This window comes from Micromonospora sp. NPDC005686, from assembly GCF_042871665.1.
Lineage (GTDB): Bacteria > Actinomycetota > Actinomycetes > Mycobacteriales > Micromonosporaceae > Micromonospora.
In genome coordinates, this window is record NZ_JBIAIY010000001.1 from 746,615 (window position 1) to 769,006 (window position 22,392).

Here is a 22,392-nt window from a genome sequence, read left to right on the forward strand (position 1 = left end):
CGCGTCGATCATGAAGTTAGCGGCGATCGGCGTCCGATTTGTCCCCGCTAACTTCATGATCAACGGGTCGGTCGGTCGGGGAGGGCCAGTTCCGGGCGGGCCAGTTTGGGCCGCGCCGGAGCAGACGGGCCGGGCCGGGTGAGTCCAGCGCCGCGCGCTGCGCCCGTGATCAAGGGGTTTGGGACGGTTCACGCCGCTGACGAGGACGCGAACACCTTGGTCAACTGCGGGAGGGCGGGAGCGCGAGAGGGCTACAAGGGCGCGGGGGCCAGGTCGGGTTCCGGAGTCGGGGTGGGGACCGGGGTGCGGCGGTGGCGCAGCTCGATCGGGAGCACCGCCAGCGCCACCAGCGCGCCGATCGCGCCCGTGACCACGAAGCCCCACGCCGGCGCCGTCGCGTCGATCACCGCGCCGGCCAGCGGTGCGCCGAGCGCGATGCCCACCGTCACCGCGGAGCCGTGCAGTCCCATGGCCAGGCCGCGTACGGACGGCGGGGCCAGCCGGCTGACCGCGTCGGAGGTGGACGCGAGGGTGGGGGCGCAGAGCGCACCAGCCGGGATCAGCGCGAGACAGAGCAGCCACCAGTGCGACCCGCCCAGCCCGACCGGGATGGTGGCGAGGCTCAGCGCCGCCATCAGCGCCAGCGGGGAGAACGAGCGGCGTACCGCGCCGTAGGCGAAGCCGCCCATCAGTGAGGCGACCGCCCAGGCGGCCAGCACGGCGCCGGTCCAGCCGATCTCGCCCCCGGCGCGGAGCACGGCGACCACTGCGACGTCGGTGCCGCCGAGCACCAGCGTGCCGGCGAGGCTGACCGCCAGCACGGCGAGCAGACGCGGGGTGAGCCATTCGCGGCGGTGCACCGGGCGCTGCGGCCCGGCCTGCTCGTCGGCGGCTCGCACCGGCGGGTTGAGCAGCCAGAAGCAGATGCCGGAGCCGACGATCCCGGCGCCGACCGCCCAGAGCGTCAGGCGCGGCGTGACGGCGGTGGCCAGGGCGACGGCGAGCGCCGGGCCGACCATGAACGACAGCTCCATCGCGATCGAGTCCAGCGCGTACGCGGGGCGGCGCTTCTCCACCGGCACGAGCGCGGCGATCGACTGGCGGATCATCGAGAAGATGGGCAGCGCGAGCAGCCCGGCGAGGAACGCGGCGGGCAGCAGCACCGGGTACGGCAGTGCGGGCGCGGCGGACCAGAACAGCGCCTCGGCGACAGTGGTGAGCACCAGCACCGGCCGGAGTCCGCGGCGGTCGATGAGCCGCCCGAGCAGCGGGGCGCCGAGTGCCGCGCCGATCGTGGACGCGGCGCCGACCAGGCCGGCGGCGCCGTAGCCGCGGCCCAGGTCGAGCACCACGTAGAAGGTGAGCGTCACCCCGGTGGCGGTCAGCGGCACACGGGCCAGCACCGACACCAGCAGCAACGATCGGAGACCGGGCAGCGCGAGCGCTTCCCGGTAAGGCTTCAGATTCACGACGGACCGTACCTCCGGCGCCATCCTGGGGCCGGGGTACGACACCTGCAACCGATTACCCGGTCAAGCGGTCCTGATCACCGGCTCGCCCGCCATGGTCACCCCGGCGCCGTCGAGGGCCCGTAGCGCCACGTCGAGCGTCTCCGGCGCGACGGCGGCCGTCAGGTCGAGCAGCACGGTGGTCCGGAAGCCCTCCCGGGCGGCGTCCAGGGCGGTGGCGCGCACGCAGTGGTCGGTGGCGATGCCGACCACGTCGACCCGGTCCACGTCGTGCCGGCGCAACCAGTCGGCCAGGCACTCGCCGTCGGGGGCGTGCCCCTCGAAGCCGGAGTACGCGGCCGCGTGCTCGCCCTTGTGGAAGATCGCCTCCACCCGGTCGGTCACCAGTTCGGGGTGGAACTCGGAACCGGCGGTGCCGACCACGCAGTGCCGTGGCCAGGAGTCGACGTAGTCCGGCGGGTCGCCGAAGTGCGCGCCCGGGTCGACGTGGTAGTCCTTCGTCGCGACCACGCGATCCCATCGGTCCGGCTCGGCCGCGAGCAGCCGGGAGATGCCGGCGGCCACTCCGGCCCCGCCGCCGACCGCGAGGGAGCCGCCCTCACAGAAGTCGTTCTGCACGTCCACGATGATCAGGGCATTCGCCATCTGACGGGTTCCTCCTCAGCTCGCGGGTACGACTCAGCTCGCGGGTACGACTCAGCTCGCGGGTACGACGGTCACCGGTACGGCCGGATCCCCGGAGGAGAGCTTGAGCCCCTCCCACGGGATCGAGATCAGGCACTGGCGCAGGTGGTCCCGGGACTCCTCCAGCGTGGGCAGCGTCTCCGGCTCGCCCGACACCACGTACGAGCGCTGGAGCAACCGGTCGTTGGGCTGCCGGTCCGGTACGCCCTGCGGCACGATGACCTCCTCGGTGGCGGTGCCGGTCGGCTTGTGCCGGCGGACCGCCACCTTCCGGCCGCCGATGGTGGCCTTGTGCTCGGAGCGTTTGACCACCGGCCGGCCCTCCACCTCGACCAGCTTGTAGACCAGCCCGGCGGTGGGCGCCCCGGAGCCGGTCACCACGGCGGTGCCGGCGCCGTACATGTCCACCGGCTCGGCGGCGAGCGCGGCGATGGCGTACTCGTCCAGGTCGCCGGAGACGATGATCTTCGTCTCGGTGGCGCCGAGCGAGTCGAGCAGTTCCCGGGACTGCTGGGCGATCACCGCGAGGTCGCCGGAGTCGATCCGGACCGCCCGCAGTTCCGGCCCGGCCACCGCGATCGCGTTGCGGATGCCCTGGGCGATGTCGTACGTGTCGACGAGCAGCGTGGTGTCCTTGCCGAGCGTGGCGACCTGGGAGGCGAACGCGGCCCGCTCGTCGTCGTGCAGCAGCGTGAAGGCGTGCGCGGCGGTGCCCGCGGTGGGGATGCCGTAGCGCTGCCCGGCGGCCAGGTTGGAGGTGAAGCGGAACCCGGCCAGGTACGCGGCCCGCGCCGCGGCCACGGCGGCCTCCTCGTGTGCCCGGCGGGAGCCCATCTCGATCAGCGCCCGCCCCCGGGCCGCGGTGACCATCCGGGCCGCCGCGGCGGCGACCGCGCAGTCGTGGTTGAGCACTGACAGCACGAGCGTCTCCAGCACCACGCACTCGGCGAACGTGCCGGACACGGTGAGGATCGGGGAGCCGGGGAAGAACAGCTCGCCCTCGGCGTACCCGTCGATGTCGCCGGTGAACCGGTAGTCGGCCAGCCACTGCGCGGCCCGGTCGTCCACCACGCCGGTGCGGCGTAGGAAGTCGATCTCCGCCGGGTCGAACCGGAAGTCACGGATCATGTCGATCAGCCGGCCGGTCCCGGCGACCACGCCGTACCGGCGCCCGGCCGGCAGCCGCCGGCTGAACACCTCGAAGACGCAGCGTCGGTCGGCCGTGCCGTCACGCAGGGCCGCGCTGACCATGGTCAGCTCGTAGTGGTCGGTCAGCAGCGCGGGACGAAGGGTGCTCACCGCTCCAGCCTAGAGTTCAGCTCGGATCCGTGCCGTCGTGCCCCGGCCACGACCGCAGGGCGGCCCGCAACCCGCCGCGCCCGGCGACGCCGAGCTTGCTGTAGACGCGCTGGAGATGGTTCTCCACCGTGCGCGTCGACAGGAACAGCCGCTCGGCGATGGCGCGGCTGGTCAGCCCGTCGGCGGCAAGGAGGGCGACCTCCCACTCCCGCTCGCTGAGCGTCGGACGCAGCAGCCGTAGCGCCGGGGTGGAGATGTCGTCGCAGCGGCGCAGCAGTTCGGCGAGGCGTTCCCGGATCGGCCCGGCGGCGACACCCCGGACGTCCCGCGCCCGGAGCAGCGCCAGGGCGGCCGCCTCGGCCGCGTACACGGTCAGCTCGCGGGCGGCGAAGTCGTCGGCGACGGCCAGCAGCGCGCACGGGGAGCCGTCGACGGCCGCCCGCCCGAACCGGGCGACCAGTGGTGGCAGCGCGCCGTCGACCTGCTCGGAGAGCTCGGCCAGGCGTTGTGCCACGCTGCGCCGGCCACCGTCGGTGCAGGTCGGGCCGACCGGCGCGGCGGCCCGGTCCAGCCGGACCAGGTCGAGCAGGACGAGCAGCTCGTGCCCGGCCAGGCCGTCCTCGCGCAGCCGGTCGGCGAGCGCGCACAGGTGCTTGGCGGCCGCCGGCAGGTCGCCCGTCGCCGCCTGGACCGCTCCCCGGGCCTGTTCCAGCCACGGGTAGAGGACGGCCATGCCGGACGCGTGCGTCCGGTCCGCCTCGGCCATCGCCTCGGCCGCGTGCGTCACGTCCCCGCGCAGCGCGGCGGCCTGGGCGCGCTCGGCGTGGGCGAGACCCCCGTACGCCCGGCTGGTGGCGAGCACCGCGCACGCCCCCAGGCTGATCCGCAGAGCGTCGTCGGCACGCCCGCGCAGCCGCGCCGCGTACGCCTGGAGGACCGCCAGGTAGCCGGTGCCGAGCCGGAAGTCGCCGGCCCCGGCGAGGCCGGTGAACTCGTCGGCGGCTATCGCGTCGAGGCCGGCCAGGTCGCCGGAGAGCGTCAGCCGGGTCCCCCGGGCCAGCTCCATGGCGACTTGGAGGTACGGCATGTCGGCCCGCCAGCAGGCCGCCTCGGCCTGCACCCGGGCGACCGCGGTGGCGCTGCGCCGGTACTGCCCCTGCGCCGCCTGGAGATGCGCGAGTGTGCAGCGGGCCAGCTCCCGGGCGGCCATCGGGGCGGCCGGCCGGTCCAGCACCTCCTGGGCCAGCCGTACCGCGACGTCGACGTCCAGCCGGTGCAGCCGCATGCTGGCCTCGAACGCCCGTACCCGGGCCCGGTCGGCCGGGTCGGTCAGTTCCGCGCCGCGCGCGGCGATCTCCTCCACCGTGGACTCCCGGTCGAGCCCCCAGTAACTGACCATGCCCCGGACGGTCAGCCACCGGCTACGCCGGTGGTCGTCGTGGATTTCGCCGGCGACCTGGTCGAGCACGCCGAGTGCCTCGTCCGGCCGGTCGCCGAACATCAGGATGGTGGCGAGCAGCTCCGCGGCGTCGGTGCCGCCGCCGGCCTCCAGCGCGGCCCGGGCCAGCCGGGTGGCCAGCGGCACGTCGTAGCGGCCGAACGCCTGCACGGCCGCGTCGAGCAGCAGGGCCACGTCCTGCGCCGTACCCGAGTCGAGCCGCCACACCGCGACCCGCAGCAGGTCCTCCCGGCGGCGCTTGCCGACCTGCTCCAGCAGCCCGGCCAGGGTGGCCTGGAGCCGACGGGTACGGCTGACCGGGCATCGGCGGCGCATCACCTCGCCGTAGAGCGGGTGCGCCAGGCGGACGTCGAGTCGCCGGTCGTCGCGGACCAGGGTGACGAGCCCGCGTTCCTCGGCCGTCTCCACGTCCGCCGGGTCGACCACCCGTTGCAGCAGGCGCAGGCCCAGCGGCTCACCGAAGGCGACCAGCTCGACGACCGCCCGGACGCCGGGGGTGAGCCGGCCGATCCGGGCACCGATCAGCTCGGTCAGGCTCGGCGCCAGCTCCAGCCGGCCGGTCCAGGTCCAGATCCCGTACCTGCGGTTCAGCTCGTCGCGGGCGGCCAGCACCAGTTCCCGCAGCAGCAGCAGCGGGTTGCCGGCGGAGAGCTGGAACAGCCGTTCGGAGGAACACGCGTCGACCGGGCCGCCCAGGATGGCGGCGAGCAGGCCGGTGGTCTCGTCGCGGCGCAGCGGGCCCACCTCGACCAGGTCGGCCAGGTCGTCGGTCCAGAGTGCGCGGATCGGCAGCGGGGCCTCTTCGCCGTCGCGCAGCGTCCCGACGACGTACGCGTTCTCCGAGCGGGCGACCAGGTGCACCAGAGCCGCCGAGGGCGGGTCGAGCAGATGCGCGTCGTCCACGGCCAGCACGATGCGCCGGCCCGCGGCCTGTTCCTGGAGCACGTCCACGGCCCAGCGCAGGAGCCCGGCGGGGGACAGGCCCTGCGGCCGCGCGCTGGGCAGCACCTGGACCAGCCCACCGAACGGCAACGCGGCGGTGGTGGCGCTGGCCGCGATGGACCAGGTCGCGTACCGCTCGGGGGAGAGCGCAGCCATCCCCTCCCGCAGCAGCCGGCTCTTTCCCACTCCCGCCTCGCCGTTCAGGAGCAGCCCGCGCCCCTCCGGGCCGTCGACCGCGGATCGCAGACGGTGAAGGTCGTCAGTACGGCCGACGAACTCCCACCTGCTCATCGACGCAGCATATCGATCGCTTTCGGTGCGCGTACGTGCCGTCACGCAGAGAAGTTGAGTAATCTGTCCATTGCTCGTGAGTACCGAGGTGTCGATTGCCGGATGGTCGACACTCGTACTCTTCCGGCAAACCCTGCTATCGGGGAAAAATCCCGCGACCGCCCCTGGTCGCCTCACCGGGAGGCCACCTGATGACGCCAGGTCCGCTCCCTTCGGTCGACGTGCCCGACCCACGCCGCCGGGCCCAGCGCTCCGGAGGTGTCCCGCAGCCGGCCCGGCCCGTGGTGACCACGGCCGGTCCGGACGATCCGAGCGTCGTGGTCGTCGCCGGTCCGGCCGGCGCGAACCGGCGCGAGCTGATCGCCGCCCTGCTCCGGATCGAGGCCGCGACGCTCACCGTGCCGCCGGGAAGCAACCTGCTGGTCCGGCACGCCGCCACCGTCACCCGCGTGGCGTACGTCCCGGGCTACCGCCGGCCGCACCCCTACGACGCCGACCCGCCGGTCGCCCGCCCGGCCCGGCCACCCCGGCGGGTCGAGCTGGGCCTGCCCGGTCCGCTGCTGCGGCACTTCACGGTGGTCGACACGCCGGACACCGGCACGCTGGGGGTGGCCGGCGGCCGGGTCCTGCGCGACGCCGTCGGCCGGGCCGGCGCGCTGCTCTTCGTGATCTCCGCCGACCAGGCGTTCAGCGCGGCCGAGCTGCACCTGCTGGCCGAGGTGGCGCGTACCCGGGTCGAGGTGTTCTTCGCCGTCACGCCCGGCGGGGCGGTGCCGGACAGGGTGACGGCCGTGCCGCCGCCCGGCCGGTCCGGGTCCACCGGCCGGCTCGACCCGGTGTCGGTCTCCACCGAGGCGCACCGCGCGACGTTGCTCGCCGCGGTCCCGGCGCTCGACCGGGCCCGGTGGTTCCCGGCCCGGCGGGCCGAACTGCCGCGCCTGCGCCGTGCGCTGGTGGGCTGGGCCGACGAGGTGCTGCGTCGCACCGGCGCGCGCCCGCCGGCGCCGGACGGCACGCTCGGCCGGGTGCCGGTGCCGGCCGGCGTCGAGCCGGGCGAGCTGGCCGACCGGATCGACCGTCAGGCCCGCGCCAGCGCCCACCGGATCCGGCAGCACCTCGCCCTGGAACTGGCAAACATCCACCTGCGGGTGGTGCAGGAGATCGTCTTCGGGGCCGGTTGCGCCGGCCTGCCGCCGCTGCTCGACCGGGAGCTGGAGGCGCTGTCGCTGCTCGCCACCGCCCAGTGCGACGAGGCCGCGCGGGACCTGGTCGACGAGGCCGCCGCCCGGGTCTTCGGCGAGCCGCCGGCCGAGGGCGTACGCCGGCGGATCACCCACGCGGTGCGCCGGGGCGTGGCCGACCACCCGGACGCCGCCGAGCTGGACCGGGTGCTCCTGGTCACCAGCACGGCGGGCGTCGCCGGGCTCACCGGACCCGGCGCCCTGGACGCGCTGGCCGGACTGCCCGGCGCGTCGCGGGACGAGGTGCTCCCGCCGGTCGGCGTCGCCCTCAACGGCGGCTGCTGGCAGCACTGGCGGGCGCCCGGCAACGACGATCCGAACGCCGCTCGCTCCTGGGCCCAGCGCGCGCTGCGCGAGGTCGAGCTGGAACTGTCCCGCGAGGTGTCCCAACGTTTCGAGGTGATCCGGCTCTCGCTGGGCACGGTGCTCGCCGATGCTGTCGACCACGGCATCCTGCTGGCCTGACGGGGCCGCCGGCCGGCGGCGACCCGGGCTCGCGTACGCGGCCCGGGCGGGTTACGACGACCGGCGCGCCGTTCCGGTTCATCGGTTTCCGGGATCCGGTGGCACGATGGGGGACATGGCGGCTCCACAGGTTGCGCCGGTCGAGACGCCGGACACCGAAGAGGTGCCGGTCTCCGACCGGCCATGGGTGACCATCGTCTGGGACGATCCGGTCAACCTGATGACGTATGTGACCTGGGTGTTCCAGAAGCTCTTCGGGTACAGCCGGGAGAAGGCGGAGCGGCTCATGCTGGACGTGCACCACAAGGGCAAGGCCGTGGTCTCCAGCGGGGCACGGGAGCGGATGGAGCACGACGCGGCGCAACTGCACGCGTACGGGCTCTGGGCGACGGTGGAGCGGTCGTGAGCGCGAGGAGTGAGCCGGTGCTGCGAGCCCCGCAGTCGCGAGCAGAGGTGACGCCGTGAGTATGTTCCGCCGCCGGGGCGACCACTACGTGGCCACGTTCGCGGTCGACGAGGTCCGGGTGCTGCGCAAGGTCGCGGGCGAGGTGGTCGGCCTGCTGACCGACGGCTTCGACCACAGCGACCCGGTGGTCGGGCGGCTCTTCCCCGACGTCTACCCGGACGACGACGCCGGCACCGCCGAGTTCCGCCGCTACACCGAGGGCGACCTGAAGACCGGCAAGATCGACCAGGCGGGCGCGATCCTCGCCGCGCTGCCCGACGGCGACGCCGGTGGCGAGGTGCGGCTGGACGCGGAGGCGGCCGAGGCGTGGCTGCGGGCGTTGAACGACGCGCGGCTGGCGATGGGCGTACGCCTGGAGATCAAGGACGGCACCGACCTGGGCGAGGAGCTCGACGACGCGGTGGCCGCGGATCCCGGTTCGTCCCGGGTGTTCCAACTGTCGGTCTACGCCTATCTCGGATATCTCCAGGAGTCCCTGCTCAACGCGCTCATCGACTGAGTGGTGACGGTCGCCACCTCGCCGCCCGGGGTGACCAGGGGCTAGGCTGGCAGGCGTGCTGAGCATCGACCGGTCGATCATCGACGCGATCGTCGCCCACGCGCGTCGGGACCACCCGGACGAGGCGTGCGGCGTGGTCGCCGGCCCCGTCGGCAGTGACACCCCGACCCGGCACATCCCGATGGACAACGCCGCCCGCTCGATGACGTTCTACGAGTTCGACTCGATGGAGCAGTTGCGGGTGTGGCGGGAGATGGACGACCGTGACGAGGAACCGGTAGTCATCTACCACTCGCACACCGCGACGGAGGCCTACCCGTCGCGTACCGACGTCTCCTTCGCCGGCGAGCCGGGCGCGCACTACCTGCTCGTCTCGACCCGCGAGCCCGACACCGAGGAGATCCGCTCCTTCCGGATCGTCGACGGCGTGATCACCGAGGAGCCGGTGAGGATCGTGGATGCCGGCGTGGACCCGAACGCCGTCCAGTCCTACATGTTCGGGCAGAGCCCGGCGACGGTCGACTACGAGTGTTCCGACCGCTGACCTTCAGCGCCGGCACCTTCCTTTTCCCGTCACCTGGCACGATCCCGAACGAGGAGCACGAGACACCATGGCCATCGAGGTTCGCATCCCCACCATCCTGCGCAGCTACACCGGCGGCGCGAAGGTCGTCGAGGGCAGCGGCGACACGCTCGCCGACCTGCTCGCCGACCTGGACTCCCGGCACGGCGGCCTGAGGGCTCGCCTGGTCACCGACGCGGGCGCGCTGCACCGGTTCGTGAACGTCTACGTCAACGACGAGGACGTCCGCTTCCTCGGCGCGCTCGACGCCAAGCTCAACGACGGCGACAGCGTGACCGTCCTGCCGGCCGTGGCCGGCGGCGCGTTCGGCTTCGCGGCCGCCGCGGCGATCGCCTCGCACGCGGTCTCCTCGCGCGCCGCGCGCTGAGGGGGCCGCGATGACGCGGTACGACAGCCTGCTCGACGCCTGCGGCGGCACGCCGCTGGTCGGCCTGCCCCGGCTCTCGCCGACGGTGCCCGAGGGGGCGCCGCCGGTGCGGCTCTGGGCCAAGCTGGAGGACCGGAACCCGACCGGCAGCATCAAGGACCGCGCGGCGCTGTTCATGGTCCGCGCGGCCGAGGAGGCCGGCCGGCTGCGTCCGGGTGACACCATCCTGGAGCCGACCAGCGGCAACACCGGCATCTCGCTGGCCATGGTGGCGAAGCTGCGCGGCTATCGCCTGGTCTGTGTGATGCCGGAGAACGTCTCCACCGAGCGGGTGCAACTGCTCCGCATGTACGGCGCGGAGATCATCTTCTCGCCGGCGGCGGGCGGCTCGAACCAGGCGGTCGCGACCGCCAAGCAGATCTCCGCCGAGCACCCCGACTGGGTGATGCTCTACCAGTACGGCAACGAGGCGAACGCCCGGGCGCACTACGAGACGACCGGGCCGGAGCTGCTGCAGGACCTGCCGGGCATCACCCACTTCGTCGCCGGGCTGGGCACCACCGGCACGCTCATGGGCACCGGGCGCTACCTGCGGGAGAAGGTCGAGGGCATCCAGATCGTGGCGGCCGAGCCGCGCTACGGCGAGCTGGTCTACGGCCTGCGCAACATCGACGAGGGCTACGTGCCCGAGTTGTACGACGCCGGGGTGCTGTCCCGCCGCTTCTCGGTGGGCACGCGGGACGCGGTGCTGCGTACCCGGCAGCTCGTCGAGGTGGAGGGCATCTTCGCCGGATTCTCCACCGGCGCGATCCTGCACGCCGCGCTCGCGGTGGCGCACGAGGCGGTCCGCGACGGCCGCCGCGCCGACGTGGCGTTCGTGGTCTGCGACGGAGGCTGGAAATACCTGTCGACCGGCGCGTACGGCGGCACCCTCGCCGACGCGGAGGAGGCCCTGGAGGGTCAGCTCTGGGCCTGACGGGCCGATGGCCGGTCCGGTCGGTGGCGTGCCCGCCGGCCGGACCGCCGGTCCCGCCCGTAACGGATGCGTATGGGTGTCACGTTGGTGACAACTTCCGGCAGATGATTCTTGCGCGACCGGGCGGCGCGTAGGCTGCGCAGCGTGGCGAGCGCGTCGGTAGAGATCATCATCGGCGGCGCCGCCGCTGGCGCGTCGACTACGCATGGTGAGATCGAGGCCACCGGATGAGACTGACCGTCCTCGGTTGTGCGGGCAGCTTCCCGGGGCCCGAGTCCCCCTGCTCGGCCTATCTGATGGAAGCCGAGGGCTTCCGGCTCCTGATCGACTTCGGTGTCGGTTCGCTCTCCACGCTCCAGCGCTACGTCGGGCTGCACGCCCCCGACGCCATCCTCCTCACCCACCTGCACTGCGACCACATGTTCGACGCCGTGTCCTACGTGGTGGTACGCCGGTACGCGCCGGACGGCCCGTACCCGCCCCTGCCGATGTACGCCCCCTCCGGCGCGCCCGACCGCCTGGCCAGCGCGTACGGGCAGGAGGAGGGCTCGGTGGAGGACGTCTACCAGTTCTACGGTCTCGAGCCGGGCACGTTCCCGATCGGCCCGTTCACCGTAACCGTCGAGCGGATGAACCATCCGGTCGAGACGTACGGGGTGCGGCTGGAGCACGGCGGCCGGGTGTTCTGCTACTCCGCCGACACCGCGCCCTGCGAGGCGCTGCTGCGCCTGGCCCAGGACGCCGACGTGTTCCTCTGCGAGGCGAGCTACATGGACGGCGTGGAGAACCCGCCGGATCTGCACCTGACCGGCCGGGAGGCCGGCGAGGCGGCCACCAAGGCGGGCGTGGGGCGGCTCCTGCTCACCCACCTCGTACCCGCCTGGGGCAGCGAGTCGCAGACGGTGGAGGCGGCGGCCGGGGCGTACGCCGGGCCGCTGGACGTGGTCCGGCCCGGCGCCTGCTACGACGTCTGAGCCCGGCGGCGGCCGGCTCGTGCCGGTGGGCACCCGCGGGCGCCGCGCTCACCGCACCGCATAGGGTGCAGGCATGGCGCGACCTGACGGGCGGCAGCCCGACCAACTCCGACCGGTGACCCTGACCCGGGGCTGGAGCACCCACCCGGAGGGCTCGGTGCTCGTCGAGTTCGGCGCGACCCGGGTCCTCTGCACGGCGAGCGTCACCGAGGGCGTGCCCCGCTGGCGTAAGGGCTCCGGGCTGGGCTGGGTGACCGCCGAGTACGCGATGCTGCCCCGGGCCACGAACACCCGCTCCGACCGGGAGAGCGTCCGCGGCAAGGTCGGCGGGCGGACCCACGAGATCTCCCGCCTGATCGGCCGCAGCCTGCGCGCCTGCGTCGACCTGAAGGCGCTCGGCGAGAACTCGATCGTGCTCGACTGCGACGTGCTCCAGGCCGACGGCGGCACCCGCACCGCCGCCATCACCGGCGCGTACGTCGCGCTGCACGACGCGGTGACCTGGCTGGCGGAGCGCAAGACGCTGGCCGGCAAGGTGGAGAAGGTCATGCACCGCTCGGTGGCGGCGGTGAGCGTCGGGGTGATCGGCGGCGAGCCGATGCTCGACCTCTGCTACGCCGAGGACGTGACCGCCGAGGTCGACATGAACGTGGTCTGCACCGGCACCGGCGACTTCGTCGAGGTGCAGGGCACCGGCGAGGCGGGTGTCTTCGCCCGCGACCAGCTCGACGCGCTGCTCGATCTGGGCGTGGCGGGCTGTCTGGAACTGGCCGACGCGCAGCGGAAGGCGCTCTCGTCATGAACAAGGTCCTGCTCGCCACCCGCAACCGGAAGAAGCTCGTCGAGCTGCAGCGGATCCTGGACGGCGCGCTCGGCGCGCACCGGATCGCGCTGCTCGGCCTCGACGACGTGGAGGAGTACCCGGAGCTGCCGGAGACCGGCCTCACGTTCGGCGAGAACGCGCTGATCAAGGCGCGGGAGGGGTGCCGGCGTACCGGCCTGCCGACGATCGCCGACGACTCCGGGCTGGCGGTGGACGCCCTCAACGGCATGCCGGGTGTGTTCAGCGCCCGCTGGTCCGGCCGGCACGGCGACGACCGGGCCAACCTCCAGCTCGTGCTGGACCAGGTCGGCGACGTGCCGGACGAGCACCGGGGAGCGGCGTTCGTCTGCACCGTCGCGCTGGTGCTGCCCGGCGGCAAGGAGCACCTGGTCGACGGCCGCCAGCCCGGCCGGCTGCTGCGCGCGCCGCGCGGCGAGGGCGGCTTCGGCTACGACCCGATCTTCCTGGGTGACGGGCAGGAGCGGACGAACGCGGAGCTGACGCCCGAGCAGAAGGACGCGGTCAGCCACCGGGGCAAGGCGCTGCGGGAGCTGGCCAAGCTGGTCGCGAAGGTGCTCCCGCCCGCCTGACCCGCTCCCGCGCTCCGACCGGGCACCCGGCCGGAGCGCCGGCCCGGCGCCCGATCGGCCCGCTCAGCCGAGCGGGCCGATCTCCCGCTGGATCGCCGCACGCAGCTCCGGGCCGCGTACCACCTCGCGCGCGGCCTCCATCAGCGGCGCGAGGAACACGTCCGGGCCCGGCTCGCCGATGACCTCGCCGAGCGCGGCCAGCGCCGCCCGCCCGGCCGGCGACGGCGTCAGCGGCGCACGGAGCTGGAGCCCGCGTACGGCCGCCAGCAGCTCCACCGCGAGCAGGCTGGTCAGGTTGTCCAGCACGGTGCGCAGCTTCTTGGTGGCCGACCAGCCCATCGAGACGTGGTCCTCCTGCATGCCGCTGGTGGGCAGCGAGTCGATCGAGGCGGGCGCGGCGAGCCGGCGGTTCTCCGCCACGATCCCGGCGGCGGTGTACTGGGCGATCATCAGGCCCGAGTTCACCCCGGCGTCGGGGGACAGGAACGCGGGCAGCTCCCGGGAGCGGGTGACGTCCAGCAGCCGGTCCACCCGGCGCTCGGCGATCGCGCCCACCTCGGCGGCGGCGATGGCCAGGTAGTCGGCGGCGAAGCCGAGGGGCGCCCCGTGGAAGTTGCCTGTCGACTCGACCCGCCCGTCCGGCAGCACCACCGGGTTGTCCACCACCGACAGCAGCTCCCGCCCGGCCACCACCTCGACGAAGTCGAGCGTGTCCCGGGCCGCGCCGGCCACCTGCGGGGCGCAGCGCATCGAGTACGCGTCCTGCACCGCGTGCGCCAGGTCGTCGCGGTGCGAGTCCATCACCGCCGAGCCCTGCAACAGCCGGTGGATGTTCGCCGCCGACGCGGCCTGGCCCGGATGCGGGCGGATCGCGTGCAGCTCGGGCAGGAACGGCCGCTCCGAGCCGAGCATCGCCTCGATGGCCAGCGCCGCCGTCACGTCCGCCATGGCGAACAGGTGCCGGGCGTCGGAGACGGCGAGCAGCAGCATGCCGAGCATGCCGTCGGTGCCGTTGATCAGCGCCAGCCCTTCCTTGGCGGCGAGCGACACCGGCTTGAGCCCGACCCGGCGCAGCGCGTCGGCGGCCGGGATGCGGTCCCCGGCCGGGCCGAGCACCCAGCCCTCGCCGAGCAGCACCAGCGCGCAGTGCGCCAGCGGGGCGAGGTCACCGGACGCGCCGAGCGAGCCGTGCTCGGGCACCCACGGGGTGACCTCGTGGTTGAGCAGGTCCACGAGCGCCTCGGCGACCAGCGGGCGTACCCCGGAGCGGCCGAGCGCCAGCGAGCGGACCCGCAGCAGCATCATGGCGCGTACCACCTCGCGCGGCATCGGCGCGCCCACCCCGGCGGCGTGCGAGCGGATGAGCGCGTGCTGAAGCTCGGCCCGGCGCTCCGGGGCGACGAACGTGTTGGCGAGCGCGCCGAAGCCGGTGGAGACGCCGTACACCGGCCGGCCGGCCGCCTCGATGCCGTCCACGATGGACCGGCTGGTCGCCATCGCCTTCGTGGCGGCCGGGTCGAGCACGACCTTTGCGGTGCCGCGGGCCACCGCGAGCACGTCGGCGGGGGTGACGCCGGTGGACAGGACGGTCACGGTGGTCATCGCGGTACTCCGTTGTGCAGGACCTGGCGGATCAGTGGCACACCCGGCCGGTAGGCCAGGTGCAGGTGGGACGGGGCGTCGAGGACGATCAGGTCGGCCCGCGCCCCGGGGGTCAGCCGGCCCACGTCGGTGCGACGCAGCGCCGCCGCCCCACCGGCGGTCGCGGCCCACACCGCCTCCGCCGGGGTCATCCGCATCTCGCGTACGGCGAGCCCGACGCAGAACGGCATCGACGACGTGTACGACGAGCCGGGGTTGCAGTCGGTGGCCAGCGCGACCGTGACGCCCGCGTCGAGCAGCCGCCGGGCGTCCGGGTACGGCGACCGGGTGGAGAACTCGGCCCCGGGCAGCAGCGTGGCGACCGTCTCCGACCCGGCCAGCGCGTCGATGTCGGCGTCGGTCAGGTGGGTGCAGTGGTCGACGCTGGCCGCCCCCAGCTCCACGCCGAGCCGCACGCCCGGCCCGGGGCCGAGCTGGTTGGCGTGCAGGCGTACGCCCAGGCCGGCGGCCTGCCCGCAGGCGAGGATCGCCCGCGCGTGGTCGGCGTCGAACGCGCCCCGCTCGCAGAACACGTCGATCCAGCGGGCGTACGGCGCGGCGGCGGTGAGCATCGGCCCGCACACCAGGCCCACGTAGTCGTCCGGGCGGTCGGCGTACTCGGTGGGAACCACGTGCGCGCCGAGGAACGTGGTGTCCTCGGTGAACTCGGCGGCGATCCGCAGCGAGCGGGCCTCGTCGGCGACGGTGAGGCCGTACCCGCTCTTGATCTCGACGGTGGTGGTGCCCTGCCGCAGCATCTCCGCGCGCAGCCGGCCCACTGTGGCGCGCAGCGCGTCGTCGGAGGCGGCGCGGGTGGCGCCGACCGTGGTGCGGATGCCGCCGCCGGTGTACCGCTCGCCTGCCATCCGGGCGGCGAACTCGGCCGCCCGGTCCCCGGCGAAGACCAGGTGGGCGTGGCTGTCCACGAAGCCGGGCAGCACCGCCGCGCCACCGGCGTCGATCCGCCGGTCGGCGGCGGGCGCGTGCCGGGCCGGACCGGTCCAGGCAACCTGGCCGTCCTCGACCAGCAGGGCGGCGTCGCGCCGGATGCCCAGCGGGTCGCCGGGCCGGCCGTCGTTCGTGACCAGCTCGCCGATGTGGTCGACGAGCAGGCTGCCGCGCATCACGAGTCCTCCTTCGCGGTCACCGCCGCGATCGAGTCCCGCAGCTCGGTGGGTACGTCGACGGTCAGGTGCCGGCCGCCGGTCACCACGGGCCGGCCGTCCACCACGACGCTCGTCACGTCGGCGGCGGTGGCGGCGAAGAACGCGCCGACCGGCGGCACCCCGGCGGTGCGGGCGCTGTCCAGCCGTACCGTGACCAGGTCGGCGCGCTGCCCGACGGCGAGCCGGCCGGCGTCGCCCCAGCCCAGCGCGGCGTGCCCGCCCACGGTGGCGGCGGTGACCAGCTCGGCCGGGCCGAAGTGCCCCCGCCTGCGGGTCCGCAGCCGCTCGTCCAGTTCCACGGCGCGGGCCTCCTCGAACAGGTCCACCACGGCGTGGCTGTCGCTGCCGAGGCTGAGCGGGCTGCCCGCGTCGGCCATCCGGCGGGCCGGGCCGATCCCGTCGGCCAGGTCGCGTTCGGTGGTGGGGCAGAGGCAGACGCGGGTCCGGCTGTCGCCGAGCAGCGCCACGTCGGCGGCGGTCGGGTGGGTGGCGTGCACGGCTGTGGTGTGCGGGCCGAGCACGCCGTGGTCGGCCAGCAGCCGGGTCGGGGTGCACCCGTGCACGGCCCGGCAGGCGTCGTTCTCGGCCGGCTGCTCGGACAGGTGCACGTGCAGCGGCAGCCCGTTGCGGTCGGCCCAGCCGGCCACCGTGGCGAGCTGCTCGGCCGGCACCGCGCGTACCGAGTGGATGGCCGCGCCGAGCCGGACGTGGTCGTCGGGCGGGCGGAACGCGTCCACCCGCGCGGCCCAGCGCAGGGCGTCGCCGTCACCGAACCGGCGTTGCGGCCCGGCCAGTGGCGTGCCGTCCACGCCCCCGGCCAGGTACGCGGTGTCCAGCAGCGTGACCCGGATCCCGGCGTGGGCGGCGGCCTCCACGAGCGCCGCGGACATGGCGTTCGGGTCGTCGTACGGCGTGCCGCCGGGACCGTGGTGCAGGTAGTGGAACTCGCCCACGCAGGTGATCCCGGCCAGCGCCATCTCCGCGTACACGGCGCGGGCCAGCGCCAGGTAGGTGTCCGGGTCGAGGCGGGTCGCGATCGCGTACATCAGACTGCGCCAGGACCAGAAGTCGCCGCGCCCGTCGTGGGTGCGCCCGCGCAGCGCCCGGTGGAACGCGTGCGAGTGGGCGTTCGCCAGGCCGGGCACTGTCAGACCGGGCAGCGGGACCGCGTCGCCGAGCACCTCCACCCCGGCGGTCGGCGGGCTGTCGCGGCCCAGCGGGGTGACAGCTGTGAACCGCCCGTCGACGGCCTCGATCAGCACGTCCCGGGTGGGCTCGGCGTGGTCGGGCAGCCAGGCGTACTCGGCCAGCCAGCGGGTCAGCGGCATGCCAGCTCCTCCAGGACCCGGGCCAGGGCGGCCACCCCGGCGGCGCAGTCGGCGTCGGTGGCCGCCTCGGCGGGGGAGTGCGACACCCCGGTCGGGTTGCGCACGAACAGCATCGCGGTGGGCAGGTGCGCCGCCAGCACGCCCGCGTCGTGCCCGGCGCCGGTGGGCAGCACCGGCGCGTCGAGCAGCGTGGCCAGCCGGTCGGCCAGCCCGCTGTCGAACGCGACGAGCGGGGTCGCCGACTCCTGCGTGCAGGTCAGCGCGGTCCCGTCGCGGCCGGCCCGGTCGGCGGCCTTGGCGCGTACCGCCTCGACCAGACCGTACAGCGTCTCCGCCTCGGCCGCCCGCGCGTCCAGCCAGCCGGTGACCCGGGACGGTATCGCGTTCGTGGCGTTCGGCTCGACCGACACCCGGCCCACTGTGGCGTGCGCGTCGCGCAGCCGGGCCTCCTTGTTCGCCGCCAGCACGGTGAACGCGTAGGTGAGCATGGGGTCGCGGCGGTCGGCCATCAGTGTCGTACCCGCGTGGTTGCCCTCGCCGGTGAAGTCGAACCGCCACCGGCCGTGCGGCCAGATCGCGGACGCCACCGCCACCGGCGCGTCCCGGTCGACGAGCGCGCGGCCCTGCTCGACGTGCAGCTCCACGAAGGCCGCGAAGCGGCCGAGCAGCGCCGGGTCGGCGCCCGCCGGCCGCTCGCCCAGCGCCTCGGCGAAGGTCGTCCCGGCCTGGTCGCGCAGCCCGGCCGCGCGGTCGACGTCGATCTCGCCGGTGAGCAGCCTCGACCCCAGGCAGGGTACGCCGAACCGCGCGCCCTCCTCCTCCAAGAACGCGGCCACGACCACCGGCCGGTCCGGGGTGACGCCCGCGGCCCGCAGCTCGTCCACGGCCAGGAACGCGCTGACGATGCCGAGCGGACCGTCGTACGCGCCGCCGTGCGGCACCGAGTCGAAGTGGCTGCCGGTGAGCACCGCGCCGCCGGTCTCGGGGTCGCCCCACCAGGCGAACAGGTTGCCGTTGCCGTCCTCGGACACCGGCATGCCCCGCCGGTCGGCCTGCTCCCGGAACCAGGCGCGCAGCGTGCGCTCCGGCTCGGTGAGCGCGTAGCGCAGGTAGCCACCGCTGCCGGCGTCCCGCCCGACCGGCGCGATCTCGTCCCACATCTCCCGGAACCGGTCCGCCAGGTCGGTCATGCGGTGCTGGCTGGGCATGCCCTCACGGCCCTCGCTCCGCTCGGTGCGTTCGGTCATGCGGCGCCCTCGGTCATCGGGACGCGGACGCCGGTGCGCTCGGCTACCGCGCGGGCGTCGTCGTAGCCGGCGTCGACGTGCCGGATCACGCCCATCGCCGGGTCGTTCGTGAGCACCCGCTCGATCTTCTGCCCGGCCAGCGCGCTGCCGTCGGCCACGCAGACCTGACCGGCGTGGATGGACCGGCCGATGCCGACTCCGCCGCCGTGGTGGATGGACACCCAGGACGCGCCGCTCGCGGTGTTCACCAGCGCGTTCAGCAGCGGCCAGTCGGCGATCGCGTCGGAGCCGTCGGCCATCGCCTCGGTCTCCCGGTAGGGGCTGGCCACGCTGCCGCAGTCCAGGTGGTCCCGGCCGATCACCACGGGCGCGCTCAGCTCGCCGGAGGCGACCATCTCGTTGAACCGCACCCCGGCCCGGTCCCGCTCGCCGTAGCCGAGCCAGCAGATCCGCGCCGGCAGGCCCTGGAACGCGACCCGCTCACCGGCCATCCGGATCCAGCGCGCCAGCGACTCGTTCTCCGGGAACAGGTCGAGGATCGCGCGGTCGGTGGCGGCGATGTCGCGCGGGTCGCCGGAGAGCGCGGCCCAGCGGAACGGGCCCTTGCCCTCGCAGAACAACGGCCTGATGTACGCGGGCACGAACCCGGGGAAGTCGAACGCCCGCTCGTATCCGCCGAGCCTGGCCTCGCCCCGGATCGAGTTGCCGTAGTCGAAGACCTCCGCGCCCGCGTCCAGGAAGCCGACCATCGCCGCCACGTGCTTCGCCATCGACGCCCGCGCCCGGTCGGTGAACTCGGCCGGCTTGGCCGCCGCGTAGTCCCGCGCGTCGGCCGGGTCCACGCCCTCCGGCAGGTAGGACAGCGGGTCGTGCGCGCTGGTCTGGTCGGTCACGATGTCGATGGCCACGCCCCGGCGCAGCAGCTCGGGGAAGACGGTGGCGGCGTTGCCGACCACGCCGACGCTCAGGGCCCGCCGGTCCCGCCTCGCCGCCAGCGCCCGCTCGACCGCGTCGTCGAGTGAGTCGGCGATCTCGTCGAGGTAGCGGTCGTGCGCCCGCCGCTCCAGCCGGGACCGGTCCACGTCCACGATCAGGCAGACGCCGCCGTTCATGGTGACCGCGAGCGGCTGCGCCCCGCCCATGCCGCCGCAGCCGGCGGTGAGCGTCAGCGTGCCGGCGAGCGTGCCGCCGAAGCGCTTCTCGGCCACCGCGGCGAACGTCTCGTACGTGCCCTGGAGGATGCCCTGGGTGCCGATGTAGATCCAGGATCCGGCGGTCATCTGCCCGTACATGGTCAGGCCCAGCGACTCCAGGCGGCGGAACTCCGGCCAGGTGGCCCAGTCGCCGACCAGGTTGGAGTTGGCCAGCAGCACGCGCGGCGCCCACTCGTGGGTGCGCATCACGCCGACCGGGCGGCCGGACTGCACGAGCATCGTCTCGTCGTCGCGCAGCTCGGTCAGCGTGCGCACCAGCGCGTGGTAGGACGGCCAGTCCCGGGCCGCCCTGCCGGTGCCCCCGTAGACCACCAGGTCCTCGGGACGCTCGGCCACCTCCGGGTCGAGGTTGTTCATCAGCATCCGCAGGGCGGCCTCCTGCGGCCACCCCTTCGCGGTGCGTGCGGTGCCACGGGCGGCGCGGACGGGCTGGTGCATCTCGTACTCCTCTCAGCCGAGGAACAACTGGCGGCGGGCGGCGGACGACTCGAACGTCTCGAGCCGGCTCTGCGTCTCGGCCGGTGCGGCGTCGCAGATCGCCTGGAGCACCACCATGGCCAGCGTCATCGGGGCGGTGTGCAGGTCGAAGACCAGGTCGGCGCCGACGGCGGCGGGCAGCACCACCTGGGCGTGCTCGGTGGCCGGGCTCACCGGCGAGTCGGTGATCGCCACGACGGTCAGCCCGGCGTCCCGGGCCTCGCGCAGCGCCTCCAGCGTCTCCCGAGGGTAGCGGGGCAGCACGAACGCGAGCAGCGCCGTCGCGCCGGCCGCGACGGCCTGATCCAGGCGGTCGACCAGCATGCTGCCGCCGTCGTCGAGCACCCGCACGTCGGGGTGCACCTTCGCGGCGAAGTATGCGAAGTACGCGGCCAGCGGAGCGGCGGCGCGCAGCCCGAGCACCGGCAGCGGACGGCTCGCCGCGAGCAGCTTCCCCACCTCGGCGACCCGGTCGGCGTCGGCGAGTTGCGCGGCGAGCCGGTCGAGATTGTCCCGCTCGGCGTGCACCGCCCGTTGCAGCGCGTTCCCGGCGGCCGGTTCGGCCGAGCCGGTGAACGTCAGCTCCCGCAGGCGGCGGCGCAGCGCGGGATAGCCGTCGTGCCCGAGCGCCATGGCGAAGCGGGTCACCGACGGCTGGCTGACGCCTGCCAGCTCGGCCACCTCGGCGGCGGACAGGTACGCCGCCGCGCCCGCGTGCCGCACCAGGCAGTGGGCGATGCGGCGCTGGGTCGGGGTGAGCCGTACGCCGTGGAACAGGTCGAGCAGGCGGTCGGGGGTGGCCGCGCCGCTTCCATTCACCCCGCGACTCTATGCATGAAAACTTTCACTAGGCAAGGGTGGCGCGACCGCGAAGAGATCTGACGAGCGTGCTCTCTGTACTATCCGCACGGCGGGTGAGCAGAGGAGTGGGGCATGCAGCCGGAAGGTCCGTACAGGTTCACCGAGGTGCTGGGCGAGTGCCAGGTCGGCAGGGCCTGGGCCGCGCTCGACGGGCAGGACCGCGCGCTGACCGTGGCGGTCCTGGACGGTGCCGCAGCCGGAGACCAGCGCTGGCGCGAGGCGTTCACGAACGCGGCGAACGTGCTGGCCCAGACGCCCGGCGGCCACCGGTACGTCAACTCCGACTTCGCCGCCGGCCAGCCCTGGGTGGCGTACCCGTCCGAGGAGGACGGCGCGGCCGAGCGGCTGTTCCGCAGCCTGGGCATGGACTACCAGCGCATCGCGACCGCCGAGATCTTTCCGCCGCCCCCGCCGGTGTCCGCGCCGCCGCGGCAGGTCTCCTCGCCTCCGCAGATGCCGTGGAGCCCGCAGCCGTGGGCGATGGCGCCGCAGCAGCCGGTCTCCGGCGCCCCCGTGTCCGCCGGCGCGCCCGTCTCCGCAGGAGCTCCGGTGTCGCCGGGCATGCCGGTGTCGCCGGGCATGCCGGTGTCGCCGGGCATGCCGGTGTCGCCGGGCATGCCGGTGCGGGCGATCCCGGCCCAGGCCGGCGCCGCGGGCACGCTCGTGGCCACCGGGGGTCCCCGGATCGCGCCGGTCGCCCGTCCGCCCAAGAGCCGTACCGGCCTGTGGATCGGCGGCGTGGTGATGGCGGCGGTGCTGGCCGGTGGCGCCGGTCTGCTGGCCGGGCGGTCGCTCGCCGACGGCGGCGAACCGTCCACTCCGGTGGCCAGCACCTCCCCGGCCCTCTACGAGGCCACCCAGCAGTCGCTGAACAAGGCGAAGTTCGACGCCACGCTCATGCCGATCGCCGAGCCGTGGCTCGACGGGGTGGGCGGCTGCGCGATCAACACCGAGAAGAGCGGACCCGGGCTCGCCGCGGGCGAGAAGCAGCACGTCTTCTGCCGCTACCTGGGCGTGTCGCTGCACTTCGCCGAGTACGAGTCGGCCGAGAAGAAGGAGGCGGCGCGCGCCTTCCGCCAGCAGATGGGCATCATCGGCCGTGCGCTCGCGCCGGGCATGCGGGAGGCCGGGCCGGCCACCGGCGGTGTCAGCGGGGCGCAGGGCAGCTACGTCGAGTACGCCGGCAACGGCCAGGACGGCCGCCCGGTGTGCGGCATCTGGTGGGGCCGCGACGACAACACGAGCGCGACCTACATGGAGACGCCGTGCGGGGCCGGGCTCGGCGGCAACTGGGACGCGCTGCGCGACCTCTGGCAGCGGCACAGCTAGG

20 protein-coding genes are annotated in these 22,392 nt (G+C 74.4%); 10 read left to right on the forward strand and 10 right to left on the reverse strand.

The genetic code is table 11. The annotated features are described in order from the left end of the window. Positions 1-251 precede the first annotated feature (251 nt). Genes ACFYON_RS03495 through ACFYON_RS03510 form a run of 4 tightly spaced genes read right to left on the reverse strand, consistent with a single transcriptional unit; the run spans position 252 to position 6,144 of the window. Complete coding sequence (locus ACFYON_RS03495) at positions 252-1,493, reverse strand: MFS transporter (protein ID WP_354873437.1); 1,242 nt, start codon at positions 1,491-1,493, stop codon at positions 252-254. A 39-nt stretch (positions 1,494-1,532) separates the two neighbouring features. Continuing rightward, complete coding sequence (locus tag ACFYON_RS03500; RefSeq protein WP_354873439.1) at positions 1,533-2,114, reverse strand: isochorismatase family protein; 582 nt, start codon at positions 2,112-2,114, stop codon at positions 1,533-1,535. A gap of 51 nt (positions 2,115-2,165) precedes the next feature. Then, a complete protein-coding gene (locus ACFYON_RS03505) occupies positions 2,166-3,452 on the reverse strand; it encodes a nicotinate phosphoribosyltransferase (RefSeq protein WP_354873441.1) in 1,287 nt (428 codons plus the stop codon). A gap of 16 nt (positions 3,453-3,468) precedes the next feature. Further along, positions 3,469-6,144, reverse strand: a complete 2,676-nt coding sequence (locus ACFYON_RS03510) for a LuxR C-terminal-related transcriptional regulator (RefSeq protein WP_387320523.1) — start codon at positions 6,142-6,144, stop codon at positions 3,469-3,471. 191 nt (positions 6,145-6,335) lie between these two features. Between ACFYON_RS03510 and ACFYON_RS03515 the strand changes: the two genes are divergently transcribed. The 9 genes from ACFYON_RS03515 to rdgB all read left to right on the forward strand — a co-directional run bounded on the left by ACFYON_RS03515 (position 6,336) and on the right by rdgB (position 13,128). Beyond that, complete coding sequence (locus ACFYON_RS03515) at positions 6,336-7,850, forward strand: hypothetical protein (protein WP_387320526.1); 1,515 nt, start codon at positions 6,336-6,338, stop codon at positions 7,848-7,850. 115 nt (positions 7,851-7,965) lie between these two features. Continuing rightward, the gene (gene clpS, locus ACFYON_RS03520) at positions 7,966-8,256 is read left to right on the forward strand and encodes an ATP-dependent Clp protease adapter ClpS (RefSeq protein ID WP_181571954.1); all 291 of its coding nucleotides are present in this window, start codon (positions 7,966-7,968) and stop codon (positions 8,254-8,256) included. Positions 8,257-8,317: 61 nt separating this feature from the next. Continuing rightward, positions 8,318-8,815, forward strand: coding sequence for a DUF2017 domain-containing protein (locus tag ACFYON_RS03525; RefSeq protein WP_354873547.1), 498 nt, complete (start codon positions 8,318-8,320; stop codon positions 8,813-8,815). 55 nt (positions 8,816-8,870) lie between these two features. Beyond that, positions 8,871-9,359 carry a M67 family metallopeptidase gene (locus ACFYON_RS03530; RefSeq protein WP_354873446.1) on the forward strand — a complete coding sequence of 163 codons (489 nt, stop codon included), beginning with the start codon at positions 8,871-8,873 and terminating at the stop codon, positions 9,357-9,359. A gap of 67 nt (positions 9,360-9,426) precedes the next feature. Further along, positions 9,427-9,765, forward strand: coding sequence for a MoaD family protein (locus ACFYON_RS03535; protein WP_354873448.1), 339 nt, complete (start codon positions 9,427-9,429; stop codon positions 9,763-9,765). 10 nt (positions 9,766-9,775) lie between these two features. Then, positions 9,776-10,741 carry a cysteine synthase gene (locus ACFYON_RS03540; protein WP_354873450.1) on the forward strand — a complete coding sequence of 322 codons (966 nt, stop codon included), beginning with the start codon at positions 9,776-9,778 and terminating at the stop codon, positions 10,739-10,741. A gap of 227 nt (positions 10,742-10,968) precedes the next feature. Beyond that, entirely contained in the window at positions 10,969-11,715 is a 747-nt protein-coding gene (locus ACFYON_RS03545; protein WP_354873452.1) for an MBL fold metallo-hydrolase, read from the forward strand. Between the two features lie 73 nt (positions 11,716-11,788). Continuing rightward, positions 11,789-12,517, forward strand: coding sequence for a ribonuclease PH (rph, locus tag ACFYON_RS03550; protein ID WP_354873454.1), 729 nt, complete (start codon positions 11,789-11,791; stop codon positions 12,515-12,517). Further along, positions 12,514-13,128 (forward strand): RdgB/HAM1 family non-canonical purine NTP pyrophosphatase, encoded by a 615-nt coding sequence (gene rdgB, locus ACFYON_RS03555; protein ID WP_354873456.1) that lies wholly within the window; start codon positions 12,514-12,516, stop codon positions 13,126-13,128. Before rph ends, rdgB begins: the two co-directional genes overlap by 4 nt. Positions 13,129-13,191: 63 nt before the next feature. On the opposite strand, the gene hutH is transcribed toward rdgB, so the two are convergent. Genes hutH through ACFYON_RS03585 form a run of 6 tightly spaced genes read right to left on the reverse strand, consistent with a single transcriptional unit; the run spans position 13,192 to position 21,020 of the window. Next, on the reverse strand, positions 13,192-14,730 hold the full coding sequence (hutH, locus tag ACFYON_RS03560) for a histidine ammonia-lyase (RefSeq protein WP_354873458.1): 1,539 nt from the start codon (positions 14,728-14,730) through the stop codon (positions 13,192-13,194). After that, complete coding sequence (gene hutI, locus ACFYON_RS03565) at positions 14,727-15,893, reverse strand: imidazolonepropionase (protein ID WP_354873460.1); 1,167 nt, start codon at positions 15,891-15,893, stop codon at positions 14,727-14,729. Before hutI ends, hutH begins: the two co-directional genes overlap by 4 nt. Next, positions 15,893-17,257 carry a formimidoylglutamate deiminase gene (locus ACFYON_RS03570; RefSeq protein ID WP_354873549.1) on the reverse strand — a complete coding sequence of 455 codons (1,365 nt, stop codon included), beginning with the start codon at positions 17,255-17,257 and terminating at the stop codon, positions 15,893-15,895. Before ACFYON_RS03570 ends, hutI begins: the two co-directional genes overlap by 1 nt. Next, the gene (locus ACFYON_RS03575) at positions 17,254-18,471 is read right to left on the reverse strand and encodes an allantoate amidohydrolase (protein WP_354873551.1); all 1,218 of its coding nucleotides are present in this window, start codon (positions 18,469-18,471) and stop codon (positions 17,254-17,256) included. The genes ACFYON_RS03570 and ACFYON_RS03575 overlap by 4 nt, the downstream gene beginning before the upstream one ends. Before the next feature lie 35 nt (positions 18,472-18,506). After that, positions 18,507-20,162, reverse strand: a complete 1,656-nt coding sequence (gene hutU, locus ACFYON_RS03580) for a urocanate hydratase (RefSeq protein WP_354873462.1) — start codon at positions 20,160-20,162, stop codon at positions 18,507-18,509. Positions 20,163-20,174: 12 nt separating this feature from the next. Beyond that, positions 20,175-21,020, reverse strand: coding sequence for a MurR/RpiR family transcriptional regulator (locus tag ACFYON_RS03585; protein WP_355047208.1), 846 nt, complete (start codon positions 21,018-21,020; stop codon positions 20,175-20,177). 114 nt (positions 21,021-21,134) lie between these two features. Between ACFYON_RS03585 and ACFYON_RS03590 the strand changes: the two genes are divergently transcribed. Continuing rightward, entirely contained in the window at positions 21,135-22,391 is a 1,257-nt protein-coding gene (locus ACFYON_RS03590) for a hypothetical protein (protein WP_387320527.1), read from the forward strand. Position 22,392 lies beyond the last annotated feature (1 nt).